The 22,326-nt window shown below is 36.3% G+C and carries 23 protein-coding genes; 11 read left to right on the top strand and 12 right to left on the bottom strand.

What is annotated here, in order from left to right:
- Window positions 1–257 precede the first annotated feature (257 nt).
- Window positions 258–1,226: a glycerophosphodiester phosphodiesterase gene (locus tag CD118_RS02120; RefSeq protein ID WP_103356174.1), complete on the top strand. Its 969-nt coding sequence runs from the start codon at window positions 258–260 to the stop codon at window positions 1,224–1,226.
- 281 nt (window positions 1,227–1,507) lie between these two features.
- On the opposite strand, the gene CD118_RS02115 is transcribed toward CD118_RS02120, so the two are convergent.
- The 3 genes from CD118_RS02115 to pruA form a co-directional block, all read right to left on the bottom strand.
- The gene (locus CD118_RS02115) at window positions 1,508–2,752 is read right to left on the bottom strand and encodes a Glu/Leu/Phe/Val family dehydrogenase (RefSeq protein WP_016424622.1); all 1,245 of its coding nucleotides are present in this window, start codon (window positions 2,750–2,752) and stop codon (window positions 1,508–1,510) included.
- 109 nt (window positions 2,753–2,861) lie between these two features.
- On the bottom strand, window positions 2,862–4,061 hold the full coding sequence (locus CD118_RS02110; RefSeq protein WP_050331474.1) for an ornithine--oxo-acid transaminase: 1,200 nt from the start codon (window positions 4,059–4,061) through the stop codon (window positions 2,862–2,864).
- 174 nt (window positions 4,062–4,235) lie between these two features.
- Window positions 4,236–5,780 carry an L-glutamate gamma-semialdehyde dehydrogenase gene (gene pruA / locus CD118_RS02105; protein WP_060830183.1) on the bottom strand — a complete coding sequence of 515 codons (1,545 nt, stop codon included), beginning with the start codon at window positions 5,778–5,780 and terminating at the stop codon, window positions 4,236–4,238.
- 427 nt (window positions 5,781–6,207) lie between these two features.
- Between pruA and ygs the strand changes: the two genes are divergently transcribed.
- Both ygs and CD118_RS02095 read left to right on the top strand, forming a co-directional pair.
- Entirely contained in the window at window positions 6,208–6,597 is a 390-nt protein-coding gene (gene ygs / locus CD118_RS02100; RefSeq protein ID WP_016424619.1) for a S1 domain-containing post-transcriptional regulator Ygs, read from the top strand.
- Window positions 6,598–6,960: 363 nt separating this feature from the next.
- Window positions 6,961–7,161 (top strand): cold-shock protein, encoded by a 201-nt coding sequence (locus tag CD118_RS02095; RefSeq protein ID WP_060830184.1) that lies wholly within the window; start codon window positions 6,961–6,963, stop codon window positions 7,159–7,161.
- A gap of 71 nt (window positions 7,162–7,232) precedes the next feature.
- On the opposite strand, the gene CD118_RS02090 is transcribed toward CD118_RS02095, so the two are convergent.
- The 4 genes from CD118_RS02090 to CD118_RS02075 form a co-directional block, all read right to left on the bottom strand.
- Window positions 7,233–7,499, bottom strand: a complete 267-nt coding sequence (locus CD118_RS02090) for an FmdB family zinc ribbon protein (protein WP_050331477.1) — start codon at window positions 7,497–7,499, stop codon at window positions 7,233–7,235.
- The gene (fmdA, locus tag CD118_RS02085; protein WP_060830185.1) at window positions 7,499–8,689 is read right to left on the bottom strand and encodes a formamidase; all 1,191 of its coding nucleotides are present in this window, start codon (window positions 8,687–8,689) and stop codon (window positions 7,499–7,501) included. Before fmdA ends, CD118_RS02090 begins: the two co-directional genes overlap by 1 nt.
- A gap of 283 nt (window positions 8,690–8,972) precedes the next feature.
- Window positions 8,973–9,149, bottom strand: coding sequence for a hypothetical protein (locus tag CD118_RS12170; RefSeq protein WP_240621887.1), 177 nt, complete (start codon window positions 9,147–9,149; stop codon window positions 8,973–8,975).
- A 3-nt stretch (window positions 9,150–9,152) separates the two neighbouring features.
- Window positions 9,153–9,746 carry a peptidylprolyl isomerase gene (locus CD118_RS02075; RefSeq protein ID WP_016424614.1) on the bottom strand — a complete coding sequence of 198 codons (594 nt, stop codon included), beginning with the start codon at window positions 9,744–9,746 and terminating at the stop codon, window positions 9,153–9,155.
- 72 nt (window positions 9,747–9,818) lie between these two features.
- Between CD118_RS02075 and kapB the strand changes: the two genes are divergently transcribed.
- From kapB to CD118_RS02035, 8 genes are all read left to right on the top strand, one after another.
- Complete coding sequence (gene kapB, locus CD118_RS02070; protein ID WP_060830187.1) at window positions 9,819–10,199, top strand: sporulation phosphorelay system protein KapB; 381 nt, start codon at window positions 9,819–9,821, stop codon at window positions 10,197–10,199.
- Between the two features lie 129 nt (window positions 10,200–10,328).
- On the top strand, window positions 10,329–12,746 hold the full coding sequence (locus CD118_RS02065) for a Na+/H+ antiporter subunit A (protein ID WP_060830188.1): 2,418 nt from the start codon (window positions 10,329–10,331) through the stop codon (window positions 12,744–12,746).
- Window positions 12,727–13,155 (top strand): Na(+)/H(+) antiporter subunit B, encoded by a 429-nt coding sequence (locus tag CD118_RS02060; RefSeq protein ID WP_037559074.1) that lies wholly within the window; start codon window positions 12,727–12,729, stop codon window positions 13,153–13,155. The genes CD118_RS02065 and CD118_RS02060 overlap by 20 nt, the downstream gene beginning before the upstream one ends.
- On the top strand, window positions 13,155–13,502 hold the full coding sequence (gene mnhC1 / locus CD118_RS02055; protein ID WP_016424610.1) for a Na+/H+ antiporter Mnh1 subunit C: 348 nt from the start codon (window positions 13,155–13,157) through the stop codon (window positions 13,500–13,502). The genes CD118_RS02060 and mnhC1 overlap by 1 nt, the downstream gene beginning before the upstream one ends.
- Entirely contained in the window at window positions 13,492–14,991 is a 1,500-nt protein-coding gene (locus tag CD118_RS02050; RefSeq protein ID WP_050331481.1) for a Na+/H+ antiporter subunit D, read from the top strand. Before mnhC1 ends, CD118_RS02050 begins: the two co-directional genes overlap by 11 nt.
- A 1-nt stretch (window position 14,992) precedes the next feature.
- The gene (locus CD118_RS02045; RefSeq protein WP_050331482.1) at window positions 14,993–15,472 is read left to right on the top strand and encodes a Na+/H+ antiporter subunit E; all 480 of its coding nucleotides are present in this window, start codon (window positions 14,993–14,995) and stop codon (window positions 15,470–15,472) included.
- Window positions 15,472–15,765: a Na(+)/H(+) antiporter subunit F1 gene (locus tag CD118_RS02040; protein ID WP_016424607.1), complete on the top strand. Its 294-nt coding sequence runs from the start codon at window positions 15,472–15,474 to the stop codon at window positions 15,763–15,765. The genes CD118_RS02045 and CD118_RS02040 overlap by 1 nt, the downstream gene beginning before the upstream one ends.
- The gene (locus CD118_RS02035) at window positions 15,743–16,099 is read left to right on the top strand and encodes a Na+/H+ antiporter subunit G1 (RefSeq protein ID WP_016424606.1); all 357 of its coding nucleotides are present in this window, start codon (window positions 15,743–15,745) and stop codon (window positions 16,097–16,099) included. The genes CD118_RS02040 and CD118_RS02035 overlap by 23 nt, the downstream gene beginning before the upstream one ends.
- 197 nt (window positions 16,100–16,296) lie before the next feature.
- Here CD118_RS02035 and CD118_RS02030 read toward each other — a convergent pair whose 3' ends face one another.
- The 5 genes from CD118_RS02030 to CD118_RS02010 all read right to left on the bottom strand — a co-directional run bounded on the left by CD118_RS02030 (window position 16,297) and on the right by CD118_RS02010 (window position 22,260).
- Window positions 16,297–16,683, bottom strand: coding sequence for a PaaI family thioesterase (locus tag CD118_RS02030; protein ID WP_050331484.1), 387 nt, complete (start codon window positions 16,681–16,683; stop codon window positions 16,297–16,299).
- Window positions 16,684–16,707: 24 nt separating this feature from the next.
- A complete protein-coding gene (locus CD118_RS02025; RefSeq protein ID WP_103356173.1) occupies window positions 16,708–18,021 on the bottom strand; it encodes a Na+/H+ antiporter family protein in 1,314 nt (437 codons plus the stop codon).
- A gap of 404 nt (window positions 18,022–18,425) precedes the next feature.
- Window positions 18,426–19,919 carry a M17 family metallopeptidase gene (locus tag CD118_RS02020; RefSeq protein ID WP_082704420.1) on the bottom strand — a complete coding sequence of 498 codons (1,494 nt, stop codon included), beginning with the start codon at window positions 19,917–19,919 and terminating at the stop codon, window positions 18,426–18,428.
- A 356-nt stretch (window positions 19,920–20,275) separates the two neighbouring features.
- A complete protein-coding gene (locus CD118_RS02015; RefSeq protein WP_060830190.1) occupies window positions 20,276–21,478 on the bottom strand; it encodes an NAD(P)/FAD-dependent oxidoreductase in 1,203 nt (400 codons plus the stop codon).
- Between the two features lie 539 nt (window positions 21,479–22,017).
- Window positions 22,018–22,260 (bottom strand): DUF3923 family protein, encoded by a 243-nt coding sequence (locus tag CD118_RS02010; protein WP_103356172.1) that lies wholly within the window; start codon window positions 22,258–22,260, stop codon window positions 22,018–22,020.
- Window positions 22,261–22,326: the final 66 nt, after the last annotated feature.

Raw genomic sequence — 22,326 nt, 5'->3', positions numbered from 1 at the left:
CAAACGAAACGTCAACATTTCAGGTTTCTATAAAAGCTATGTAACCTATTCTTAATTTATATAAGCTCTTCCAATTTTGTTTGAGACGGTGCAAGAACGTCTAAGACAAAGCATAAAAAGATAAATTTTACACTTTTTCATTTTATAATGATGATATTAATTATTTTTAAATTTTTTAAATTTTCAATTAAAAGTATTGTTTTTTCTTCCCCACTCCTTTAACTTGGAATTATACACATAGTGTAAGGAGGGTATTTATGAGAAAATTAACGACGTATGTCGTCACTACCACTTTAATGTCAGCGATGCTTTTAGGATCAGCTTCCTATACTGCTGAAGCGAATACATCACCACAAGAGACGCCTCATCAAGCGAAAGCAACCCCATTGTCTCCATCATTACATAATATTTTAAACAAACCTCATGTTAATATCGGCCATCGGGGTGCGAGTGGCTATGCACCTGAACATACCTTTGCGTCTTACGATAAAAGCATCAAAGAAATGGGCGCTGATTACCTTGAGATTGACCTACAAATGACAAAAGACGGTCATCTTGTTGCGATGCATGATGAAACGGTCAATAGAACAACCAACGGTAAAGGACGCGTTAATCAGTATACACTTAAAGCGCTAAAAAAATTAGATGCAGGCAGTTGGTTTAATAAAGCACATCCTAAATCACAAAACCCGCAATATGTCGGCCAAAAGGTGCCTACTTTAGATGAAATATTTAAACGGTATGGTCACCATGCCAATTACTATATCGAAACAAAGTCACCTAACGTTTATCCTGGTATGGAAGAAAAACTTCTAAAAAAATTGCATGAATATGGTCTAGACCATCAATGCCAATTACGTAATGGAAAAGTTGTTATACAGTCTTTTTCATCAGACAGTTTGAAAAAAATACATCGCCTCAATCCAAATGTCCCGCTGATTCAACTATTGAATAAAGGACAACTGAAACATCATTATCAACGACATGTACACACATGGCGGAGTTATTCAGTAGGTCTTGGTCCTGATTATAGAGATTTAAATCCTCAAAATACAAAAGCTTTACGTCAAAAAGGTTTTTACATCCACCCATACACTGTCAATGATCGTCAAACGATGCAACGCTTAAATCATTACGGTGTGACAGGACTCTTTACGAACTATCCAGATGTCTATCGTGCTGTGAATCAATCGACTAGCGTGAAACAAGTTAAGCCTTCGTCATAAGTTAGGCCTTTCATCACTCAAAAAATAGCTAAGTCAGATTCTCTAACAAAAGCTGTCGTCATCGTTATAGACTTTATACTTATTTTTTAAAAACGAGAAACCGAAAAACCCCTGAACATTTAGAGATTGGCGGCTCTATGTTCAGGGTTTTTTTCAAACTTTATTGACGTCAAATACAACACAATGAATGCTGCATGATTATTTACTTTTTTGAAATTGAAAATATCATGCTTAATACGAATTTCAGTCCAGTTTTAAATCATGAATTGGTGCGCCTAGTCTTATGCCCAACCACGGTAACGTGCAGCTTCAGCGGTACGTTTAATTCCTACAATATAGGCTGCCAAACGCATATCAATTTTACGATTTTGAGATAAGTTATAAATCGTATCGAATGCATTCACTAATTTTTCACGTAATTTTTCGTTAACTTCTTCTTCAGTCCAGTAGTAACCTGTATTGTTTTGTACCCACTCAAAATAAGAAACCGTCACGCCACCAGCACTTGCTAATACATCAGGTACAAGTAATACACCACGATCTGTCAATATTTTAGTTGCAGATGGTGTTGTTGGACCATTTGCCGCTTCTACAACGATTTCAGCTTTAATATCAGCCGCGTTATCAGATGTGATTTGATTTGCAATTGCTGCAGGCACTAAAATATCACAATCTAATTCAAACAACTCTTTATTAGAAATTGTATCTTCAAACAAGTTTGTCACCGTACCAAAACTATCACGACGGTCTAATAAATAATCAATGTCCAAACCTTCTGGATCGTGTAATGCACCATACGCATCAGAAATACCTACAATTTTAGCACCTTGATCATACAAGAATTTCGCTAAGAAGCTACCTGCATTACCAAAACCTTGAATGACAATACGTGAATCTTTGATTGTTTTACCACGACGTTTTGCAGCCTCTTCAATCGCGATAACAACACCTAATGCTGTTGAACGATCTCGACCTTGAGATCCCCCTAAAACAATAGGTTTCCCAGTGATAAATCCTGGAGAGTTAAAGGCATCCATTTGACTGTATTCGTCCATCATCCACGCCATGATTTGTGAATTTGTAAATACATCTGGCGCTGGAATATCTTTTGTCGGTCCAACAATTTGTGAAATCGCACGAACATAGCCACGTGATAGTCGTTCTACCTCATGAATACTCATTTGACGTGGGTCGCAGACAATACCACCTTTACCCCCACCATATGGTAAATCTACAATGCCACATTTCAATGTCATCCACATTGATAATGCCTTTACTTCTTCTTCATCTACATCAGGATGAAAGCGTACGCCCCCTTTAGTAGGTCCTACAGCATCGTTATGTTGTGCGCGATAACCCGTAAAAGTTTTTACTGTACCGTCATCCATTTTTACTGGAATACGGACAGTTAAAAAACGTAAAGGTTCTTTAATTAATTCGTACATGCCATCATCAAAACCCAGTTTGTGCATTGCTTCTTTTATGATACCTTGCGTTGACGTCACTAAATTATTTTTTTCAGCCATGATCCATTTCGCCTCTTTTTCCTACTATAATGTTTTCGTTTACATGAGTATTGTAACACAAGCAATTTTATTTTAAAGTTCTTTTCACTCTACATGTTTAGGAGTCACTTTATCCCTCAGAAAACACTTTTTTCACTTTTTCAATGGCATAGTCCAATTCTTCCTTTGTAATTACTAATGGCGGTGCAAATCGAATCACTGTATCATGCGTTTCCTTACATAACAGCCCCTCTTCTTTAAGTCTTTCACAATACGGACGTGCATTTTCATGCAGTTCTATACCTATAAATAAACCACGTCCTCGCACCTCTTTAATCGCTGGATGATTGATTTCAAGTAATGCCTTTTTAAAGTATTCTCCCAATTCTAGTGAACGACCTGGTAAGTCTTCATCAATAATTACATCTAGCGCAGCAATTGAAGCCGCACAAGCTAAAGGATTGCCTCCAAAAGTAGAACCGTGTGAGCCTGGTGTAAAGACATCCAGCACTTCGCTATCAGCTAATACAACCGAAATTGGTAAAACACCGCCTCCTAATGCTTTACCTAAAATATAAATATCTGGTTTAACATTGTCCCAGTCTGTCGCAAACAATTTACCAGTTCGCCCTAAACCTGCTTGAATTTCATCAGCAATAAAAAGAACGTTATGCTCATCACATAAGGCTCTCACTTCTTTTAAATAGCCTTCAGGTGGAATATTAATACCCGCTTCCCCTTGAATAGGTTCAATTAATACAGCTGCCGTATTTTCATTGATCGCGGCTTTTAATTGTGCAATATTTCCAAATTCAACATTTTGGAAACCTTCTAAAAGCGGGCCATACCCGCGCTGATATTCTTTTTCTGATGATAAAGAAACTGGCGCCATTGTTCTACCATGGAAATTCCCTTCCATCGCAATAATCTCCGCTTCATTTGGCTTAATCCCTTTGACTTCATAAGCCCAACGTCGTGCAGCTTTTAATGCGGTTTCAACTGCTTCTGCACCGGTATTCATAGGTAATGCCTTTTCTTTACCTGATAATTGGCATATTTTTTCATACCATTCTCCTAAATTATCACTGTGAAATGCGCGTGACACAAGTGTAACTTTATCGGCTTGTTCTTTTACTGCTTGAATAATTTTAGGATGTCTATGTCCTTGATTCACTGCTGAATATGCGGCTAGCATGTCCATATAGCGATGACCTTCAGGATCTTTAACCCAAACCCCTTCAGCTTCTGAAATCACGATAGGTAAAGGAAGATAGTTGTGTGCACCATAATGATTTGTTTTTTCGATAATTTTTTCAGATTTTGTATTCATGCCGTCTCCCCCTTTTCTGCAATTCTGAAATTTTTTATATGAAAGTATAGGGTAAATCGATAAATGTCATTCATGGCCTTTTCATATCTAAGGTTTGAACGTCTTTCTTAATGATTTACCCTACAGTTGATATGAACCTCTTTAGATTTCATACCCTTGTTATTTAATTAAATGTTAGAGATGTTCTGAAACTGAACGACCTTGCATGTGTAAGACTAAATAATCTGGTCCGCCTGCTTTAGAATCTGTTCCTGACATTTTAAAGCCGCCAAACGGTTGATAGCCGACAACCGCACCTGTACAACCACGGTTAAAGTACAAGTTACCAACCATGAAGTCACGTCGTGCTTGCTCTAGTTTCATACGGTTATTTGAAATGACGCCACCTGTTAAGCCATATTCTGTATCATTGGCAACTTGAATAGCCTCATCAAAATCTTTTACTTTTGTAAAACCAACGACAGGTCCAAAAATTTCTTCTTGCATGATACGTGAATTAGGATCTAAATCAGCAATAATCGTTGGATAAACAAAATTACCTTTTTCTTCATCTGTATTACCGCCTGTTACGATACGTCCTTCTTCTTTACCAATTTCGATATATTTTTTAATTTTATCTAATGATTTTTGATCGATAACAGGCCCAACATAAGTGTCTGGTTCTGCAGCATTACCTACTTTAATCTTTTCTGCTGCTTCTTTAACACGTTCTAACAGCTCATCGTAAATATCTTGATGTGCAATGACACGAGAACATGCTGAACATTTTTGACCTGAGAAGCCAAACGCAGAATAAACAATAGCATCTGTCGCAATTTGTAAGTCGGCTTCGTTATCAACTACAATGGCGTCTTTACCACCCATTTCAGCAATTACACGTTTAATATGATTTTGTCCTTCTTGTATCACAGCTGCTTTTTGAATAATTTCTTTACCTACATTTTTAGAACCTGTGAATGAAATCAAGCCCACATCTTTATTTTCAATCAAGAAATCTCCAATCTCGCTTGATGAACCAGGAATCCAGTTAACTACCCCTTTTGGTAAACCTGCTTCTTCAAGAACTTCCATAAATTTATAGGAGATAATAGGTGTATTGGATGAAGGCTTCAGCAATACGGTATTTCCTGTTACAATTGGCGCTGAAGTTGTCCCCGCCATAATAGCATATGCAAAATTCCATGGCGAAATCACGACACTGACACCCACCGGTAAATAATCAAATTGATTGTATTCACCTGGACGACTATGAACATGCTTGCCATCTTTTAATTCAAGCATTTGTCGACCATAGTATTCCATGAAGTCAATCGCTTCTGCTGTATCTGCATCCGCTTCTTTCCAAGGCTTACCGCCCTCTTTAGAAAGTAATGCAGAAAATTCGTGTTTACGTTTACGTGTAATCTCTGCAGCTCTGAATAAAATATTTGCACGCACTTTAGGGTCTACAGTTCTCCAAGTTTTGAACGCTTCTTTTGCTGCTTCTAATGCTTTTTCTGCATGCGCTTGTGAAGCTTTAGACACGTAACCGATTGTTTCTTCGCGATTAGAAGGGTTGTAAACACGTGTTTTTTCTTCTGTAAAAACACGTTCTCCTCCAATGATTAATGGATACTCATTACCAAGTTCACTTTCCACCTTTTCTAATGCTCGAAAATATGCCTCACGATTTTCTTCTTTAGTGAAATCTGTAAATGGTTCATGTTGATATGGAATCATTCAAAAATCCTCCTTTGTTTATTTTAGAAAGCCCTTACATATATCATGACATATGAAGTATCTGTTTGTAAAAGAAAATCTTTAACCAAACCATTCATAAAAAAACGATCACTTAATCTCACTTTAAAAACACACCTTTCAATGAACAGAGAGATGTTTTTAAGTAAATGTTAAGCGCTTTCATTCACTTGCATTATAGCGTGGATGAAACGTCGTTTGCAACTATCCGATATACAACTCCAGTCCTCTTACAAAGCTTCACGAATATGGCATAACACACATCAAATATCGTTCAATATTTTATTATTGAAGACAGAGATGCGTATGAAATGACTAGAAAGAGTCAGTCTTGCACCGAATAGTTAGGATATTAGAAAAATGTATGCTATGATTAAACTGTTAATATCAATTCAATAAGGGGTTATGAATGTTGAAAAGACAGTATCGTGTTGGACAACATGTCAAAGTGCGTGTGACTGGTATACAACCCTACGGCGCTTTCGTTGAGACCCCTGACAGTACTGAAGGACTTATTCATATATCCGAAATTATGGATGATTATGTGCATAATTTAAAAAAGCTTTTATCACCTGGTCAAATTGTGAAAGCAAAAATCATTTCCATTGATAGTAATGGAAAGCTAAATTTATCACTTAAAGATAATGATTACTTTAAAAATTATGAGCGTAGAAAAGGAAAATATTCAGTATTGGATGAAATTCAGGAAACTGAGAAATATGGGTTTCAGACTTTAGAAGAACGCTTGCCTTATTGGGTGAAACAGTCAAAAAAAAGAATGCAATATGAATCAAAATAATCAAAAACCGATGTATAAGCGAGACTTGTATATCGGTTTTCTATTTTTTTACCGGTTTGATTCATAAAAACCATTCCCTACTTATACCACTAGTTGCTATACAGAGGTGCTCATCTCTTCAAATCTATGTGGTGTATGTACTTCCATTTTTAAAGCCTTTTCCTTAGATACACTTGCTTTCTTAACCTCTATTTTTAAATTTTAAAAAATAAAAGCTTTACTTTATTGATAACCACGTGTATAGTTAATACCACGTAATAAAAGATCTTGAATTTAATTGTAGTGTATTTTTTAGAATATCCTCTTTTTTAATCAATCAATTTATTGCAAATATTTGTGCAAAAGCACTTGGAGGTATTCTTTATGAATAACGGTACAGTAAAATGGTTTAACTCAGAAAAAGGTTTCGGCTTCATTGAAAGAGAAAATGGAGACGACGTATTTGTACACTTCTCAGCAATCGTTGGAGATGGTTACAAAACTTTAGAAGAAGGTCAAAGTGTAGACTTTGATATCGTTGAAGGCGAACGTGGCGCACAAGCGGCGAACGTTGTTAAAATGTAATTTAAACCTTTATATATAGAAGAGACGGGGAGTGACTTCCCGTCTCTTTTTTGTGTTATTTCATATTATTTTTAATGTCCTGCCATCCATGGTCGTGTAACTTGTGGTGATTGAGTTATTTTTTTAGGCAAATCTTCTTTTTTGACAAGACGCGGTTGTTGACCTTTTTCAATACGTTGTTTAACATTGGCATTTATTTTGTACGTTTGAAAGACGACAAATTCTCGCTTTGCGATTTGCCGACACGACGGACATGGCGCAGTTTCATGCTGCTCTGAAATGTGTTGCCGAATCGTAAACGTACCACAGTTCGTACATGTATAGGAATAATTTGGCATTAGAATTCATCCTTCTCTGGCAAGACGCCTGGTTTAAAAATTTCTCGTGGTATGGCTATCGTACAGCATGCATTGGGAACGTCAACAATGCCTCCAACAGTTCCTTGCACGGGCGCTGACCCGAGTAACATGTATGCTTGCTCACCTGTAAAGCCACGTGCTTTTAAAAATTCGATCGCATTCAAGCAAGCGTTGCGATAAGCTGTATTAGCATCTAAATATGTTTGCTTTCCTGAAAATTCATTGACCGAAATGCCTTCAAACACTATATAGTCCGAGTAGTTCGGTAGCACAGGGCTTGGGTTAAACGCTGGATTCTTCTTAATTTGATACTTTTCCATGCCCCCTTTAATCACATTCACTCTTAAATCAATCCACCCAGGCATCTCGATACCGCCACAAAATGTAATTTCACCGTCTCCTTGTGAAAAATGCAAGTCACCTACTGATAATTTTGCACCTTTAACGTATACTGGAAAATATATTCTCGAACCTTTCGATAAGTTTTTAATATCACAATTCCCACCGTTTTCACGTGGTGGTACTGTACGCGCCCCTTCTTTAGCAATGCGATCAAAGTCCTTCCCTTTTAAAGTGCCAAGTACCACCGCATCTTCAGTCGGTAAATTCGCAAGCGGTGGCTCTCGACTCGGGTCAGTATCCACAAGTGCTCGTTCTCTTTTATTCCACTCTGCTAGCATGTCGTGAGAAGGTGCAACACCAATTAAACCAGGATGAATAACACCTGCAAATTCAACACCAGGTACGTGTCTGCTTGAAGCAAAAATACCTTGGAAGTCCCAAATCGATTTCTGTGCATTCGGATAATGATCGACTAAAAAACTGCCCCCATTTGTCTTGTCAAAAATACCGTTAAATCCCCATTCGTGTTCTGGGAAAGCCCCCACATCCAAGATATCAACGACTAACAAATCACCTGGCTCGACATTGTTTACATAAACGGGACCACTTAAAACATGAACACGGTTAAGATTCACATATTTAATATCACTAGGATCATCATTATTTGAAATTTGCCCATCTGTCCAGTCTAAACATTCCATACGAAACGCTTCACCTGGCTCAACTGAAAACGCTGCTGGAATATCTGGGTGCCAGCGATTGTGTCCAGGTTGTGCTTGTTGATCCATTTTCTTACTCAAATCAATACTAAATAGCTTTTTCGGCATGACAAATCCCTCCATTGATTGAATATGACAGAATCTTCCGTCATTTAAGATTATTTTACCATAAAAATTAAAAAGTACACTATTTTAGCCATTGAATTAAATCACATTCTATACACACTATTTGCTCAACAAAGAAAAAGTCGATAAAAACCACTTTCGATTTTTACCGACTTTACTATTCTTTATGAAATACTACATTCTATTTTCATGTTGACTGCTGCTGTCGATTCACCAAACAAACATCATACAGGAACGTTTCAACAAAAGAAAGTTAATAAATCTGTCAAAACGCTTTTGCAACGAGTTCTGCCTCACCCATTTGATGTACTGCAACCATCATTTCGTTAACTTCTGCTTCTACCATTGTTGGGTCATCAAATTGTGAAGTGTTTAAATCCGCTAAATAATGATAAAATCGAATATTCAAATCATTATTTACCACATGATGATCCCTATTCATGAATTATTCTTCAACATCGATAGATTCAATCACAACGTCATAAACAGGTTTGTCTTGTGCACCCACTTTTACATTTGCGATATCTTCTAAAGTCGCTTCACCTTCAACAAGTTGTCCAAAAACAGTATGTTTTTGATCCAACCAAGGTGTACCTCCTTTTTCTTTATAGGCTTCAGCAATTTCTTTTGGCCAACCGCCATCTTCAAGTTGACTCGCCATTTGAGCTGGAAGTTCTTTCATTTGTACAATGAAAAATTGAGAGCCGTTTGTACCTGGTCCTGCATTCGCCATTGATAATGCACCATAAAGGTTAAATGCATTCATAGAGAACTCATCTTCAAATGGTCCACCATAAATACTTTCGCCACCCATACCTGTTCCAGTAGGGTCTCCACCTTGAATCATAAAGTCATTAATGACACGGTGGAAAGTGATACCATCGTAATAGCCTTTTTGTGCTAATTCAATGAAGTTTTTCACTGTTTTAGGTGCAATGTCTGGAAATAGTTTTAATGTCATATCTCCTTTGTTTGTATGCATTACAACTTTAATTTCGTTTTCTTGTATTTCTTTTGTCAATTGTGGATAGTTAGTCATTTTCATACTCCATTCGTGATAAACTGATATATACGTATCATTTTAACATATTTGAGAGAGGATGGAATTATCATGCTTTACCGATTTGCTCACAAAACGGGGGTTTATGTTGTAGAAATTGTTGAAGAAGGCTCAGACCAATGTTTAGTTCAAGTATTACAAGTTATTAAACATCCTAAACAAGGTGACCTTCATCATCCGAATGAAGTGGAAGGTGTATTTTTCCACGAGCGTAAAGCTTTAAGTTTGTACGAAAAAAGATACACACCTCAAAGTCGATTGAAACCTTTTGACGGAGAGGTTGAAGACTACACCGTAACATTACAACGTGCAATCACTAACTTGGAAACGCAACTCAGTGAATTGGATACCGCTTATGCGCATGCATCTTTAGATTGTTTAACACGTTTAAAGAACGATTATTCACGTCAGTATAAAATAAATTTTGTTTAATATAGACGGGTTTCTTCTTATTTAAAAGGATATGAAAATCAAGCCAACCATTGGTCTGCCATGTTTTTCACAAGTTTCATAATCATGTATAATATTCTTATCGTAGTTTTTTTAAAAGGAGGTCAATCTATGAGTTGGTTACATATTGCGGTCCTTTTACCGTTAATATTCGCAATACTCATTCCAATCTTATATCGTTTCTATAAACGAATTCATCTAGGTTGGTTTGTATTACCTATACCGGTAGTATTGTTTGTTTACTTTTTTTCATATATTAAACCAACAATGTCCGGGCAATTTACTGAACGATCAGTTGCTTGGATGCCACAAATCGGAATGAACTTTGATGTTTATGTCGATGGCCTTGGCTTATTATTCAGTTTGCTCATTACTGGCATAGGGAGTCTTGTTGTACTATATTCAATTAGTTATTTAAGCCAGTCTGAACAACTGGGTAACTTCTATTGCTATTTATTAATGTTTATGAGTGCGATGTTAGGCGTCGTCCTTTCTGACAATTTACTCATACTTTATTTCTTTTGGGAATTAACATCATTTTCAAGTTTCCTATTAATTTCATTCTGGAGACATAAAGAAAGATCATTATATGGTGCAATGAAGTCTATGATGATTACCGTTTTTGGCGGTCTTTCATTATTGGGGGGCTTTATTTTACTTTACCTTGCTTCAGGCACATGGCGTATTCGTGAAATCATCGCGCATGTCGATCAAGTTCAGTCATCTCCTATTTTTATATTGGCAATGATTTTTGTCATTATAGGTGCAATGACTAAATCTGCACAGTTTCCATTTTATATTTGGTTACCGGATGCGATGGAAGCACCGACACCAGTCAGCGCTTATCTTCACTCGGCAACAATGGTAAAAGCAGGAATTTATCTTGTAGCTCGCTTAACACCGATTTTTGCTGTGTCACAAGGTTGGATATGGACTGTGACGCTATTCGGTTTAGTGACCTTATTTTGGGCATCACTGAATGCGACTAAGCAACAAGATCTTAAAGGGATTTTGGCATTTTCGACTGTTTCCCAATTAGGTATGATTATGGCGATGCTCGGGGTGGGTGCCGTGAGCTATCACTTTGAAGGTGCCGACAGTAAGTTGTACATTGTCGCTTACAGTGCGGCGATTTTTCATTTAATCAACCATGCAACTTTTAAAGGTGCTTTATTTATGATTACAGGTGCCGTCGATCATGCAACTGGTACGAGAGATACGCGTAAATTGGGCGGCTTAATGACGATTATGCCTATTTCCTTTACGCTTTCCATCATTACTTCTTTAAGTATGGCTGGTGTACCACCATTTAATGGTTTCTTATCTAAAGAGCAATTTTTAGAAGCAATGATTGGTGTTACACATGCATCACTATTTAGTTTGAATACAATTGGTATTTTAATTCCAATTGTGGCAGTCGTCGGAAGTATTTTTACTTTTGTTTATTCATTCAAATTTATTTCTGAAATCTTTTTAGGACAACATCATCCTGATGCATTGCCTAATAAAGCACATGAAGCACCTATTCTGATGAATATTCCACCAATTATTTTATCTACATTAGTGATATTGTTTGGTTTATTCCCAAGTATTGTGTCTTCTCCATTAGTTGAACCCGCTGTTCAATCTATTGCCAATGTTGATAAAGTTGAAGCCACATTCCACTTATGGCATGGCTTCACACCAGCATTTCTATCAACGCTAGTGATTTATATTGTCGGCGCTGGCTTATTACTCACATTCAACTCTTGGGCACCTGTGTTGAGACGTATACCTAAATGGTTCACATTAAACCACTGGTACGATCAAACAGGTCGTTATACACCATATTATGCGACTCAAATTACACGCACTTATATGACAGGCTTCAACCGTAATAACCTAGTCATTATTTTTTCAACAATGATTCTCTTGACTTTCATCACACTCGTATCGTTACCATTTTCTTTTGATTTTGTGAAAGTCTCACCTATTAGACCTTACGAGTTTATTTCAGTGGTGACGATTGTTATTGCTGCAGTCATGATTATCTTTGCTAGATCACGACTCTTTAGCATCATTATGTTAAGTGCTGTCGGTTATTCTATGGCGATATTCTTTATTTTCTTTAATGCACCAGACTTAGCATTAACACAATTTGTAGTTGAAACGATTTCAACAGCACTCTTCTTACTTTGTTTCTATCACTTACCAAATATGAGTCGCTACAATGAGTCAGTGAGATACAAAGTCGGTAATGCAATTATCTCTATTGGGGTCGGTGCTGTGGTCACTATCCTTGGCTTGATTGCATACGGTAATCGTCATTTTGAATCTATTAGTGCTTTTTATAAAGCACATGTGTATGACTTGGCACAAGGTAAGAACATGGTCAACGTTATACTTGTAGACTTCCGTGGTACCGATACATTATTTGAATCTTCTGTGCTCGGTATTGCTGGTATGGGGATTTATACATTAATTAAATTACGTGCGAAACACAAAAATGGATACGAAAGGGTTGAGAAGATTGAACAGACAGAAAAATGATCTCATTGCACAATATTCATCACTGATTATCTTTTTCTTGATTATGATGTTTGGCTTCTCACTTTTCTTAGCCGGACATTACACACCTGGAGGCGGCTTTATTGGAGGACTTCTCGTTTCAAGTGCGCTCGTTATTATTGCTGTGGCATTTGACGTTAAGACTTTACGTAAAGTGTTTCCATGGGACTTTAAAAAGCTTATAGCACTAGGCTTAACATTTTGTGTCGGTGCACCAATGTTAAGTTGGACATATGGTAAAAACTTTTTTACTCATCGTGCTTTCGAAATTCCTTTACCATTGTTACAACCTATGCATGTTCATACAGCTGTTATTTTTGATACAGGTGTATTGTTTGTAGTAGTAGGCACTGTACTCACTATAATTTTAACGATTGGAGAGAATGAGTAATGGAAATTGTATTGATTATTGTTTGTGGCATACTGACTTCAATCAGTGTCTATCTCATTCTTTCTAAAAGTTTAATTAGAATTATCATTGGTACGACATTGCTCTCACATGCTGCAAACCTATTTATGTTAACAATGGGTGGGCTTAAAAACGGAAATGTACCGATTTATGAAAAAGGGGTTACAGATTATGTTGATCCCATTCCGCAGGCCCTCATCTTAACTGCAATTGTTATTTCTTTTGCAGTGACAGCCTTTTTCTTAGTATTAGCTTTTAGAAGTTATAAAGAATTAGGTACGGATAACGTTGAAAGAATGAAAGGAGTGCCACAAGAAGATGATAACTGAGAATTTACTCGTAGCGGTTTTAGTGGTCCCTATTATTACCGCGATACTCTTAATTTTTAGTGGCCTCCGCCCTTTTATTAAACGCTATATTGCATTAATCGGGACATTAGTGACATTAGGCTTTTCAATCCTCAATTTAACTCATGTATGGCAAGCCGGTCATCCGATTATTTTAGAATTAGGTTCTTGGAAAGCCCCATATAGTATTGTTTTTGTTTTAGACTTATATAGTGCTTTACTCGTTACAACGAGTACAATTATCACGATGATGATTATACTATTCTCATACCAATCGATTGGTTTACATCGTGAAACGTATTATTACTATTTCACTGTCATGATGATGCTCACTGGAATCAACGGGGCATTTATCACAGGTGATATTTTTAACTTATTCGTATTTTTTGAAGTATTCTTAATGGCTTCTTACGGTTTAATGGTGATTGGTGGGACAAAAATCCAACTTCAAGAAAGTGTTAAGTATCTTCTTGTCAACGTGGTTTCATCTGCATTTTTCGTTATCGCAGTTGGTATCTTGTATTCAATTGTCGGAACGTTAAATTTAGCCGATATTAGTCAAAAGCTATCTGTTGTAGGTAAAGATCATCCAGGCTTACTCAGCATTGCATTCATTCTTTTTATATTTGTATTTGCTACTAAAGCGGGCGCTTTCCCTATGTATGTATGGTTACCTGGTGCGTATTATGCACCACCATTTGCGATCATCGCATTTTTCGGTGCCCTATTAACAAAAGTCGGTGTTTACGCATTGACACGTGTAATGAGTCTATTTTTCCATGATACACTTACATTTTCACATTACACAGTGTTAGCTTTAGCCCTATTAACCATTATTTTTGGTTGTGTGGGGGCTGTCGGTTTTAGAGATACCAAACGTATTATTTTATATAATATTATGATTGCTGTAGGTGTTATTCTCGTTGGTGTCGCTATGATGACCAAGTCTGGCATTATCGGTGCCATTTACTACACACTGCACGATATGCTAATCAAAGCAGCATTATTCTTTTTAATCGGTATTATGTATAAAATTACGAAGACAACTGATTTAAGAAACTTTGGCGGATTAATCCACCATTATCCTGTTTTAGGATGGACTTTCTTTATTGCTGCGTTGAGCTTAGCCGGGATCCCGCCGTTTAGTGGTTTTTACGGAAAACTCTATATCGTACGTGCAGCATTTGAAGAGGGCTTTTATGCCTCAGGTATCATTGTCTTACTTTCAAGTCTTGTCGTGCTCTATTCCGTGATGAATATCTTCTTAAAAGGATTCTTCGGAAAGAGTTATGGCTATGTCTATAATCCAAGACTGCATCACCGTGGATTACTCGCTGTTGGCATCCTATCCGTTGTCATTGCTGTTGCTTTCGGTTTAGGTGCTGGACAATTATACCCTATTGTCGCAGAAGCAGCTAAGTCGTTCTATCAACCTGACACATACATTCATAGCGTATTGGGGGTGAAGTAATATGGCAGTACAAATAGTGATTAATTTGATTTTAGCAATATTTTGGTTGTTTTTATCAGATAGTTATACGATGAATTCTTTCGTCCTAGGCTACCTTTTTGCGTTACTATTAGTTTATTTGATGCGTAAAATCTTGCCCGGCCGTTTTTATATCATTACGCTATACAAAATCATTAAACTTGTCTTTGTTTTCTTAATCGAATTAATTAAAGCAAATATCGACGTATTGCGTATTATTCTTCAACCGCGCATTAAAAATGAATCTGCTTTCTTTGTCTATGAGACAGATTTACAACATAAATGGCAAGTCGCGTTACTTTCCAATCTCATTACATTAACTCCAGGTACGGTTGTTATCGGAGTAAATGATGATATGAAACGCTTATATATTCACTGTTTAAACTTCTCTACAAAAGAAGAAGAAGTGGCAAGTATTAAAGGCTCTCTTGAAAAAGCAGTGAGAGAGGTGGGTGAATCGTAATGAACTTTGATGTTTTTATTATTATCGCATTAGTTATTGTCGTCCTTTCGATTTTAGCCATCCTTGTCCGTGTAATTTTGGGTCCAACTTTACCTGATCGCGTTGTAGCGTTAGATGCGATCGGTATACAGTTAATGGCTATCGTCGGTCTGTTTTCAATCATACTCGATACACATTATATGATTGTTGCGATTTTATTAATTGGTATTCTCGCTTTTCTAGGCACTGCTGTTTTCGCGAAATTTATGGATAAAGGTCAGGTGATTGAACATGACAGAGACAATCGTGATTAGTATAGGATTGATACTTGTCATCATTGGTGCATTATTTAGTGCATTGGCTGCGATTGGGATGTTAAGACTTGACGATGTTTATTCACGCGCACATGCAGCGGGTAAAGCAGCAACTTTAGGTACGATGCTTTTATTAACAGGAACTTTTATTTATTTTATCGGTAAAGAAGGTTACGTTAATTTTCAACTTTTAATCGGTATCGCATTCGTATTTTTAACTGGTCCGCTCTCAAGTCATTTAGTCTTGAAATCAGCTTATAATCTCAAGACCCCCGCTTCAAAGCGTTTAAAGCTAGATGAAGTTAAAGATGACATGAAAGGTACGAAGTTATAGTTCCTCATTGATTCAATTTGATTATCTATTGAGGATATGAAAGACATTAAAAAGCCCGAGATTTTTCGTGAAAATCACGAAATCATCTCGGGTTTTTATTGATATTAAGTAATTAGTGCATACACATATTTTCAATACAGCAAGAATGTAAATGTGACCTAACTTGCATGTAATTCACATTTGTAAATTTTAGACCTCTAAACTGACTCCCGTTTAATCGGTTTAATTGCGAGTGTTCCGCGCATTACTGATATCAGTTCGTCATCTTCATTCGTCATACGAATATCCCAAACATGCGTGGATCGCCCTTCATGTAAAATACGCGCCTCAGCATAAATCATACCTTCTCGTGCAGATTTAATATGATTTGTATTCATTTCTAAACCTACAGGGATACCTTGACTCGGTTCTAATAAATTGAATGATCCTATTGAACATGCCGTTTCACCTAACGCCATTGTCGCGCCACCATGTAGATAACCGAAAGGCTGCTTTACCTTATCGGATACCGGCATAGACAATTTAACATAGCCTGGTGATTCACTCACTTTTTTAATCTCTAGTAGTTCCATAAGATGTGTCATCTTATTGTCCCCCTTTCTCGTTTATTATAATATAAGTGCAGCAATCGTTCCCATAATAATCAACGGCACATTATAAAAAACAAAGTTAGGAATACATGTATCTCGGATATGGTCGTGCTGACCATCTATATTTAATCCTGCTGTCGGTCCTAATGTTGAATCACTTGCAGGTGAACCTGAATCCCCTAATGCACCTGCTGTACCAATTAAAGCAATCAATGCCATCGTACTCATCCCTAAAGATTCTCCGAAAGGAATAAACAATGCTGCAAGAATCGGTATCGTCGCAAAAGATGAACCGATACCTAACGTCACAACAAGTCCAATAATATACATTAAAATAATACTTAAAAATTTATTGTCCCCTGCGATAAGTGTCAGACTATTGACCAACTTTTGAATATCCCCTGTTTCATTCATCACCCCAGCAAAACCATTAGCAGTCAATATAACCACACCAATATAGGCCATAATTTTAATACCATCGACAAATTGATCATCTAAACTCTTCCATGAGTATAGTCCTGAAACAAAGAAAACAAGGACACCAGCTAACGCTCCAAATATCATTGAATCCGTCAAAGTTTGAACGGTAAACGTTGCAAGTATCGCGACAATGGTTACAACAAGCACATACGGCTTAAGTTCTACAGTTGCTTCAGCTTGATTAGTTTTAATTTCTTTATAAATTCTAGGTTTACGATAATATATCATTGCAGCAATTAAACCAATGATATAACCAGACGCTGGGATAAGCATCGCTTTCCAAATCGAGTTAAAAGCAATTGGATGATGCGCTTTTTCAAAACCTTTTTGAATGATTTCATGAAAGATGTGACCAAAACCAAATGGCAACAACACGTATGGGAAACAGAGACCAAAACCAATAATCATTGCAATTAAACGTCGATCCATTTTCAACTCATTAAATAAGCTGAGTAAAGGCGGAATAACAATAGGAATAAACGCAATATGTACTGGAATGACATTCTGACTCATAATACTAAGCATCAGTAAACTCACAATAATTAAGACTTTTATCTTAATTCGGGATACCTTCGTTTCTTCTGCACGAATCGATTGAATAATCTTTTTTACAAGATAGTCAGTAATACCACTATATGAAATTAGGGCAGCAAAACCACCAAGTAATGCATAACTTAACGCCACTTCTGCGCCATCTACAATATTATCAGTGAACGTAGAAATCGTATGATGCAATGGTAAGCCTGCAAGCAAACCACCTATGAGCGCACTGATAAACAAACTGATGACAACATTTAGTCGGCATAAGCAAAGTATAATCATAATGACGACTGCAATTAAAACAGAATTCATTCCAAAATCTCCTTTAGTTCATTATCGAGTTAAAGTGTATGTTTAATATACTAACAGTTATTATACATTTCGTCAATCGACTATAAAATTTAAGGCTGAGCTAAGCACTAAAAAGCTTTTACGTAATCAAAAAGCCATTAAAACTTAATATAGCTGATCTATAAGTAAAGCCTTTTTCAGTCATTTATAAGATTAAGCAGTGATAAATATTTCAAACAACAAAGAGAGCAAGAAGAGATATCTTATATATTTAGATATCTTCTCGCTCTCATGTCTATTAATATGTGAATTAAAGCTTTTTCGGATAAGATATACGTGATGACTCGTGTTTGATAACGTACCAATATACATCAGGTCATCATGTCTCAAACCTAATCGTTTTCCTCAATAATCTTTACTTAGATTTATTCACTATCAATTGTTCCGTATTTCGTTTTTAACCAATCCACAACAGTTGGAATCATGTAACCTGTTGGTCCTTTAGGTCCTCTATGTGATGCTTTTTCGGTTGTCGCAGGCCCTGCAATATCGAAGTGTAAGTGTGGTGTTTCACCACTAAAGTGTGTCACAAAAGCAGCTGCAAATAAGGCGCCACCTGGTGAATTCACATGGTTCGTTAAGTCAGCAACATCTGAAGATTTTAACTTTTTACGTTCAGTTTCAGTAATAGGCAGTTCAAAAACAAGCTCTTCATATCGTTGTGCTGATTGAAGTACTTCTTCTAATGCTTTAGGATCAACATTCTTTTTAAATACTGCAGCTTTATCTTCACCTAGTGCTGCAATCGCTGCACCTGTTAAAGTCGCAAAATCTAAAATGATTTGTGGTTGGTATTGATTCACAAAGAATGTCGCATCCGCTAAAACAAGTCGCCCTTCTGCGTCTGTGTTTGGAATTTCAACCGTTTCTCCACTTAATGCAGTAAATACATCATCTGGTTTCATTGCATTGTTCGCTACCATATTTTCTGCAGCTGCAACGACTGCGACGATATTGACTTTTAGTTTAAGCTCTTTTGCCGCTTCAATCATACCAATGACATTTGCTGCACCACACATGTCAAACTTCATCGTCGGCATTGTTGTACGTGTCTTAATGGTATAACCACCTGAATCATAAGTAATCCCTTTACCGACTAGTGCGACCACTTGATCTGAATTGTCAGGGTCACCATAATATTCTAAAGTGATGACTCTAGGTGGATTAATTGAACCTTTACCGACAGCATGAACTAAACCAAATCCTTCTTGTTGAATAGCTTGCTCATCTTTAATGTCGACTTTAACAGCCGAATCTTTAAAGTATTGTTCCACTGTTTCAGCTAAGTATTGAGGTGTCATAATATTAGGCGGAATATTACCTAAATCGCGCGCTTTATTAATGGCACGTCCTAATTTTTGACCCGCTTCAATCGCTTTCTTTTCATCTTGCAAATACTGATCAGTCGATGTCATTTTTATACGGAAAGCGGGTTTCTTATCAGATTTATAATCATCAAATTGATAAATTGATTGCTCGCTTTGTACTCCCATTAAATTAAAAACGGTACTAGGTTCTAAAGATTTTGCTAAAAACGTATTCGCTTTAAGCTCTATTTTAGAGATAGATTTCTTTTGTAAGTATTGGAATAAATTACCCCAAATTTTTAAATAATCTTTTTCTTCCATTTGATTGATATTCCCTAACCCAACAGTAATCAAATGGCGTACTTCATTATCAATCGATACCGCAGTTGAAGCAACCTCACCGCGTTGAGAACTGATAATATGACTCGCTTTCAAATCACTTAATGCATCAAAAAGTGATTGTTCTTGCTTTACTTCATCAAAATATTGATTTAAATGTTCTGGGATTCCTGCAACAATAACTGTCGCATGCGCTGTATTTTGTGTTCCCACTACATTCACTCCTTTCAAGTATGTAAATAGGGGGGCGGAAAAGAAATCCTATCATTGATTAAGATTCCTAACTCCCGCCCCCATGTGGCTGACTATTTTAGTCTTTGTATAGGCAAAGGACTTCTGCTCTCATTTGCATATACTTTTTTATGCTTCATCAAACAATATATTCATTGTCATTATTCTAAATATAATTGTGTCGTTACCGGTGATGATAAGCTTATGACAACTCAGCAACTTAGCGCATCACTTAATCTGACTGATGAAAAAATATCTATGAGCCACTGATACCATGAAAGAGACAGGTAAGTTGTGTTTGTTTTAGCATTTAAACAGTTTGATTTCAACTCAATCTATTAAAATTTACCTTTTTTGTATGCTAAACCGATACCACCTAATTTGAAAATAGCACGTGTATCAATCACACGTTTTAAGAATGCAGCTTTTTTACCAGTGATTTCGCGACCAAATACAACACCTACACCGTCACGATGACCTAATGAACATACTGTACCACGATCATGGTATACAAATGGCTCAGTAGATTCACCTTTCAATATTTTAGCAACGTTTGTTGCTGTTTTTTCACCTTGTTGCATTGCAAGTTGTGCTGTTGTTGGTAATGGACGTTCTTCGCCTTCAGGAATAAATGCAGAGACATCACCAATAACAAAGATATCGTCGTAACCTTCGATTGTTAAATCTTGTTTTGTTACGATGCGACCACGTTTTACACCTTCGAATGATTTTTCCATTAAATGGCTACCTCTTACACCTGCAGCCCATACAACTGTATTCGCTTCAAGTTGTTGTTCTTCATCGTTTACTTTTACAACGAATCCTTTTTCATTCGCTGCTACAATCGGTGTACCAACTTTAAATTCAACGCCACGTTCTTCTAAGTAGCTCACAGCATAGCTCACAAGATCATCAGAGAACATTGGTAACATTTTTGGTGCGGCTTCAACACAAGTCATTTTAACTTTACTTGGATCTACACCATATTTATTCGCTAATTCTGGAATACGATCAGTTAATTCACCTAAAAATTCGATACCTGTAAAGCCAGCGCCTCCAACAAGGATAGCTAAATCTTTATCGTCTTTTGTTTTTGAAGCGGCATAATTCGCAAATTGGTCTTCAATATGGCGAGAAATTTGACGTGACGTATGCACGTTTTCGATTTGGAAAGCATGTTCTTTCATACCAGAAATGCCAAAAGTTTCTGATTCAAAACCTAATGCTACGACTAAAATATCATATTCAAAAATACCATGTGTTGTTTCAACTTTTTTTGCATTGCGATCAATCTTAGTCACTTCAGCGCACACAAAATCAACATGTTTTTTCAACACGCTTTGAACTGGATATAATGCATCTTCATAGCTAATCGTACCAGCTGAAGCTTCATGTAACCAAGTTGACTCATAGTGGTAGTCATTTTTGTTGATTAATGTGATTTGTGCATCTTGTTCAGATAATTGCTTTTGAAGTTTAGCCACAGTTTGTAAGCCAGCATAACCAGCACCTAAAACGAGTACTTTTTTGCTTTCTGCCATTTGTATTCACCTATTCTTTCATAATATAATCTAATGATTTGTATATACTGTATACCCTCGAAATTTTACAGTATATCAATTGTAAAAATAATGTCATTAATAAGTGTATAGTTTTTTAGAATTGAATTCAAGTTAATATGTCATAAGTTTGTAACAGCTTCCGACTTTGTTGTTTAATATACTTTTCTATTTTCTCATCTTCTATATCTTTTCGTCAAAAATTCAATTATAAACGATACAAATGGCCTTTTTAGTATGTATGAGATATCCTTAAAAGCGCTGAAACATCAAAAATTTTAGCCCTCCATCAAACTAAGACCATTTGTTATTTTAATTGTTCGTAATAAGTACCAAAAACACGTAAAATTATCAAATTGTGGTTTAACATTAGCTATGACTCACTTTTTTCCACAAAACCTTTTCTTACCAGAAAGCTTAAAATCAGAAAGTAAAAATGATTTATATAATGAAAAAGTTATGGTTAGCAGGATTTTCATTATAAATATTGACAAACTGATCATGCATGAACAACTTAATATTCATTTTAAAGTTTTTTTATTAATTAAAATAACTACAATGTTAATAATAAGCCACGTAATTTGTATAAATAACGGAAACAAAAAAGCACCTAACAAAACTAGAAATGCTACTAATTTTGTATCAAAGGTTTGAATTGCACCAGACCCATCAACTTCTCTTGTCCAAATAAAAATACTTCCTATAAAAAATATAATTAACCAAAAAGCATTTACCGCCCACCAAGCTATCCATGAGGCTTTCATAATTCCAACCCCTTTAGTTTTCCTATATTACATATTATAAGTGCACAAATATACAATACATAATCT

It is taken from the genome of Staphylococcus coagulans (genome assembly GCF_002901995.1).
Taxonomy (GTDB): Bacteria; Bacillota; Bacilli; order Staphylococcales; family Staphylococcaceae; genus Staphylococcus; species Staphylococcus coagulans.
The sequence above is the reverse complement of the archived record's forward strand: the minus strand, read 5'-3'. Positions and strand labels throughout refer to the sequence as shown.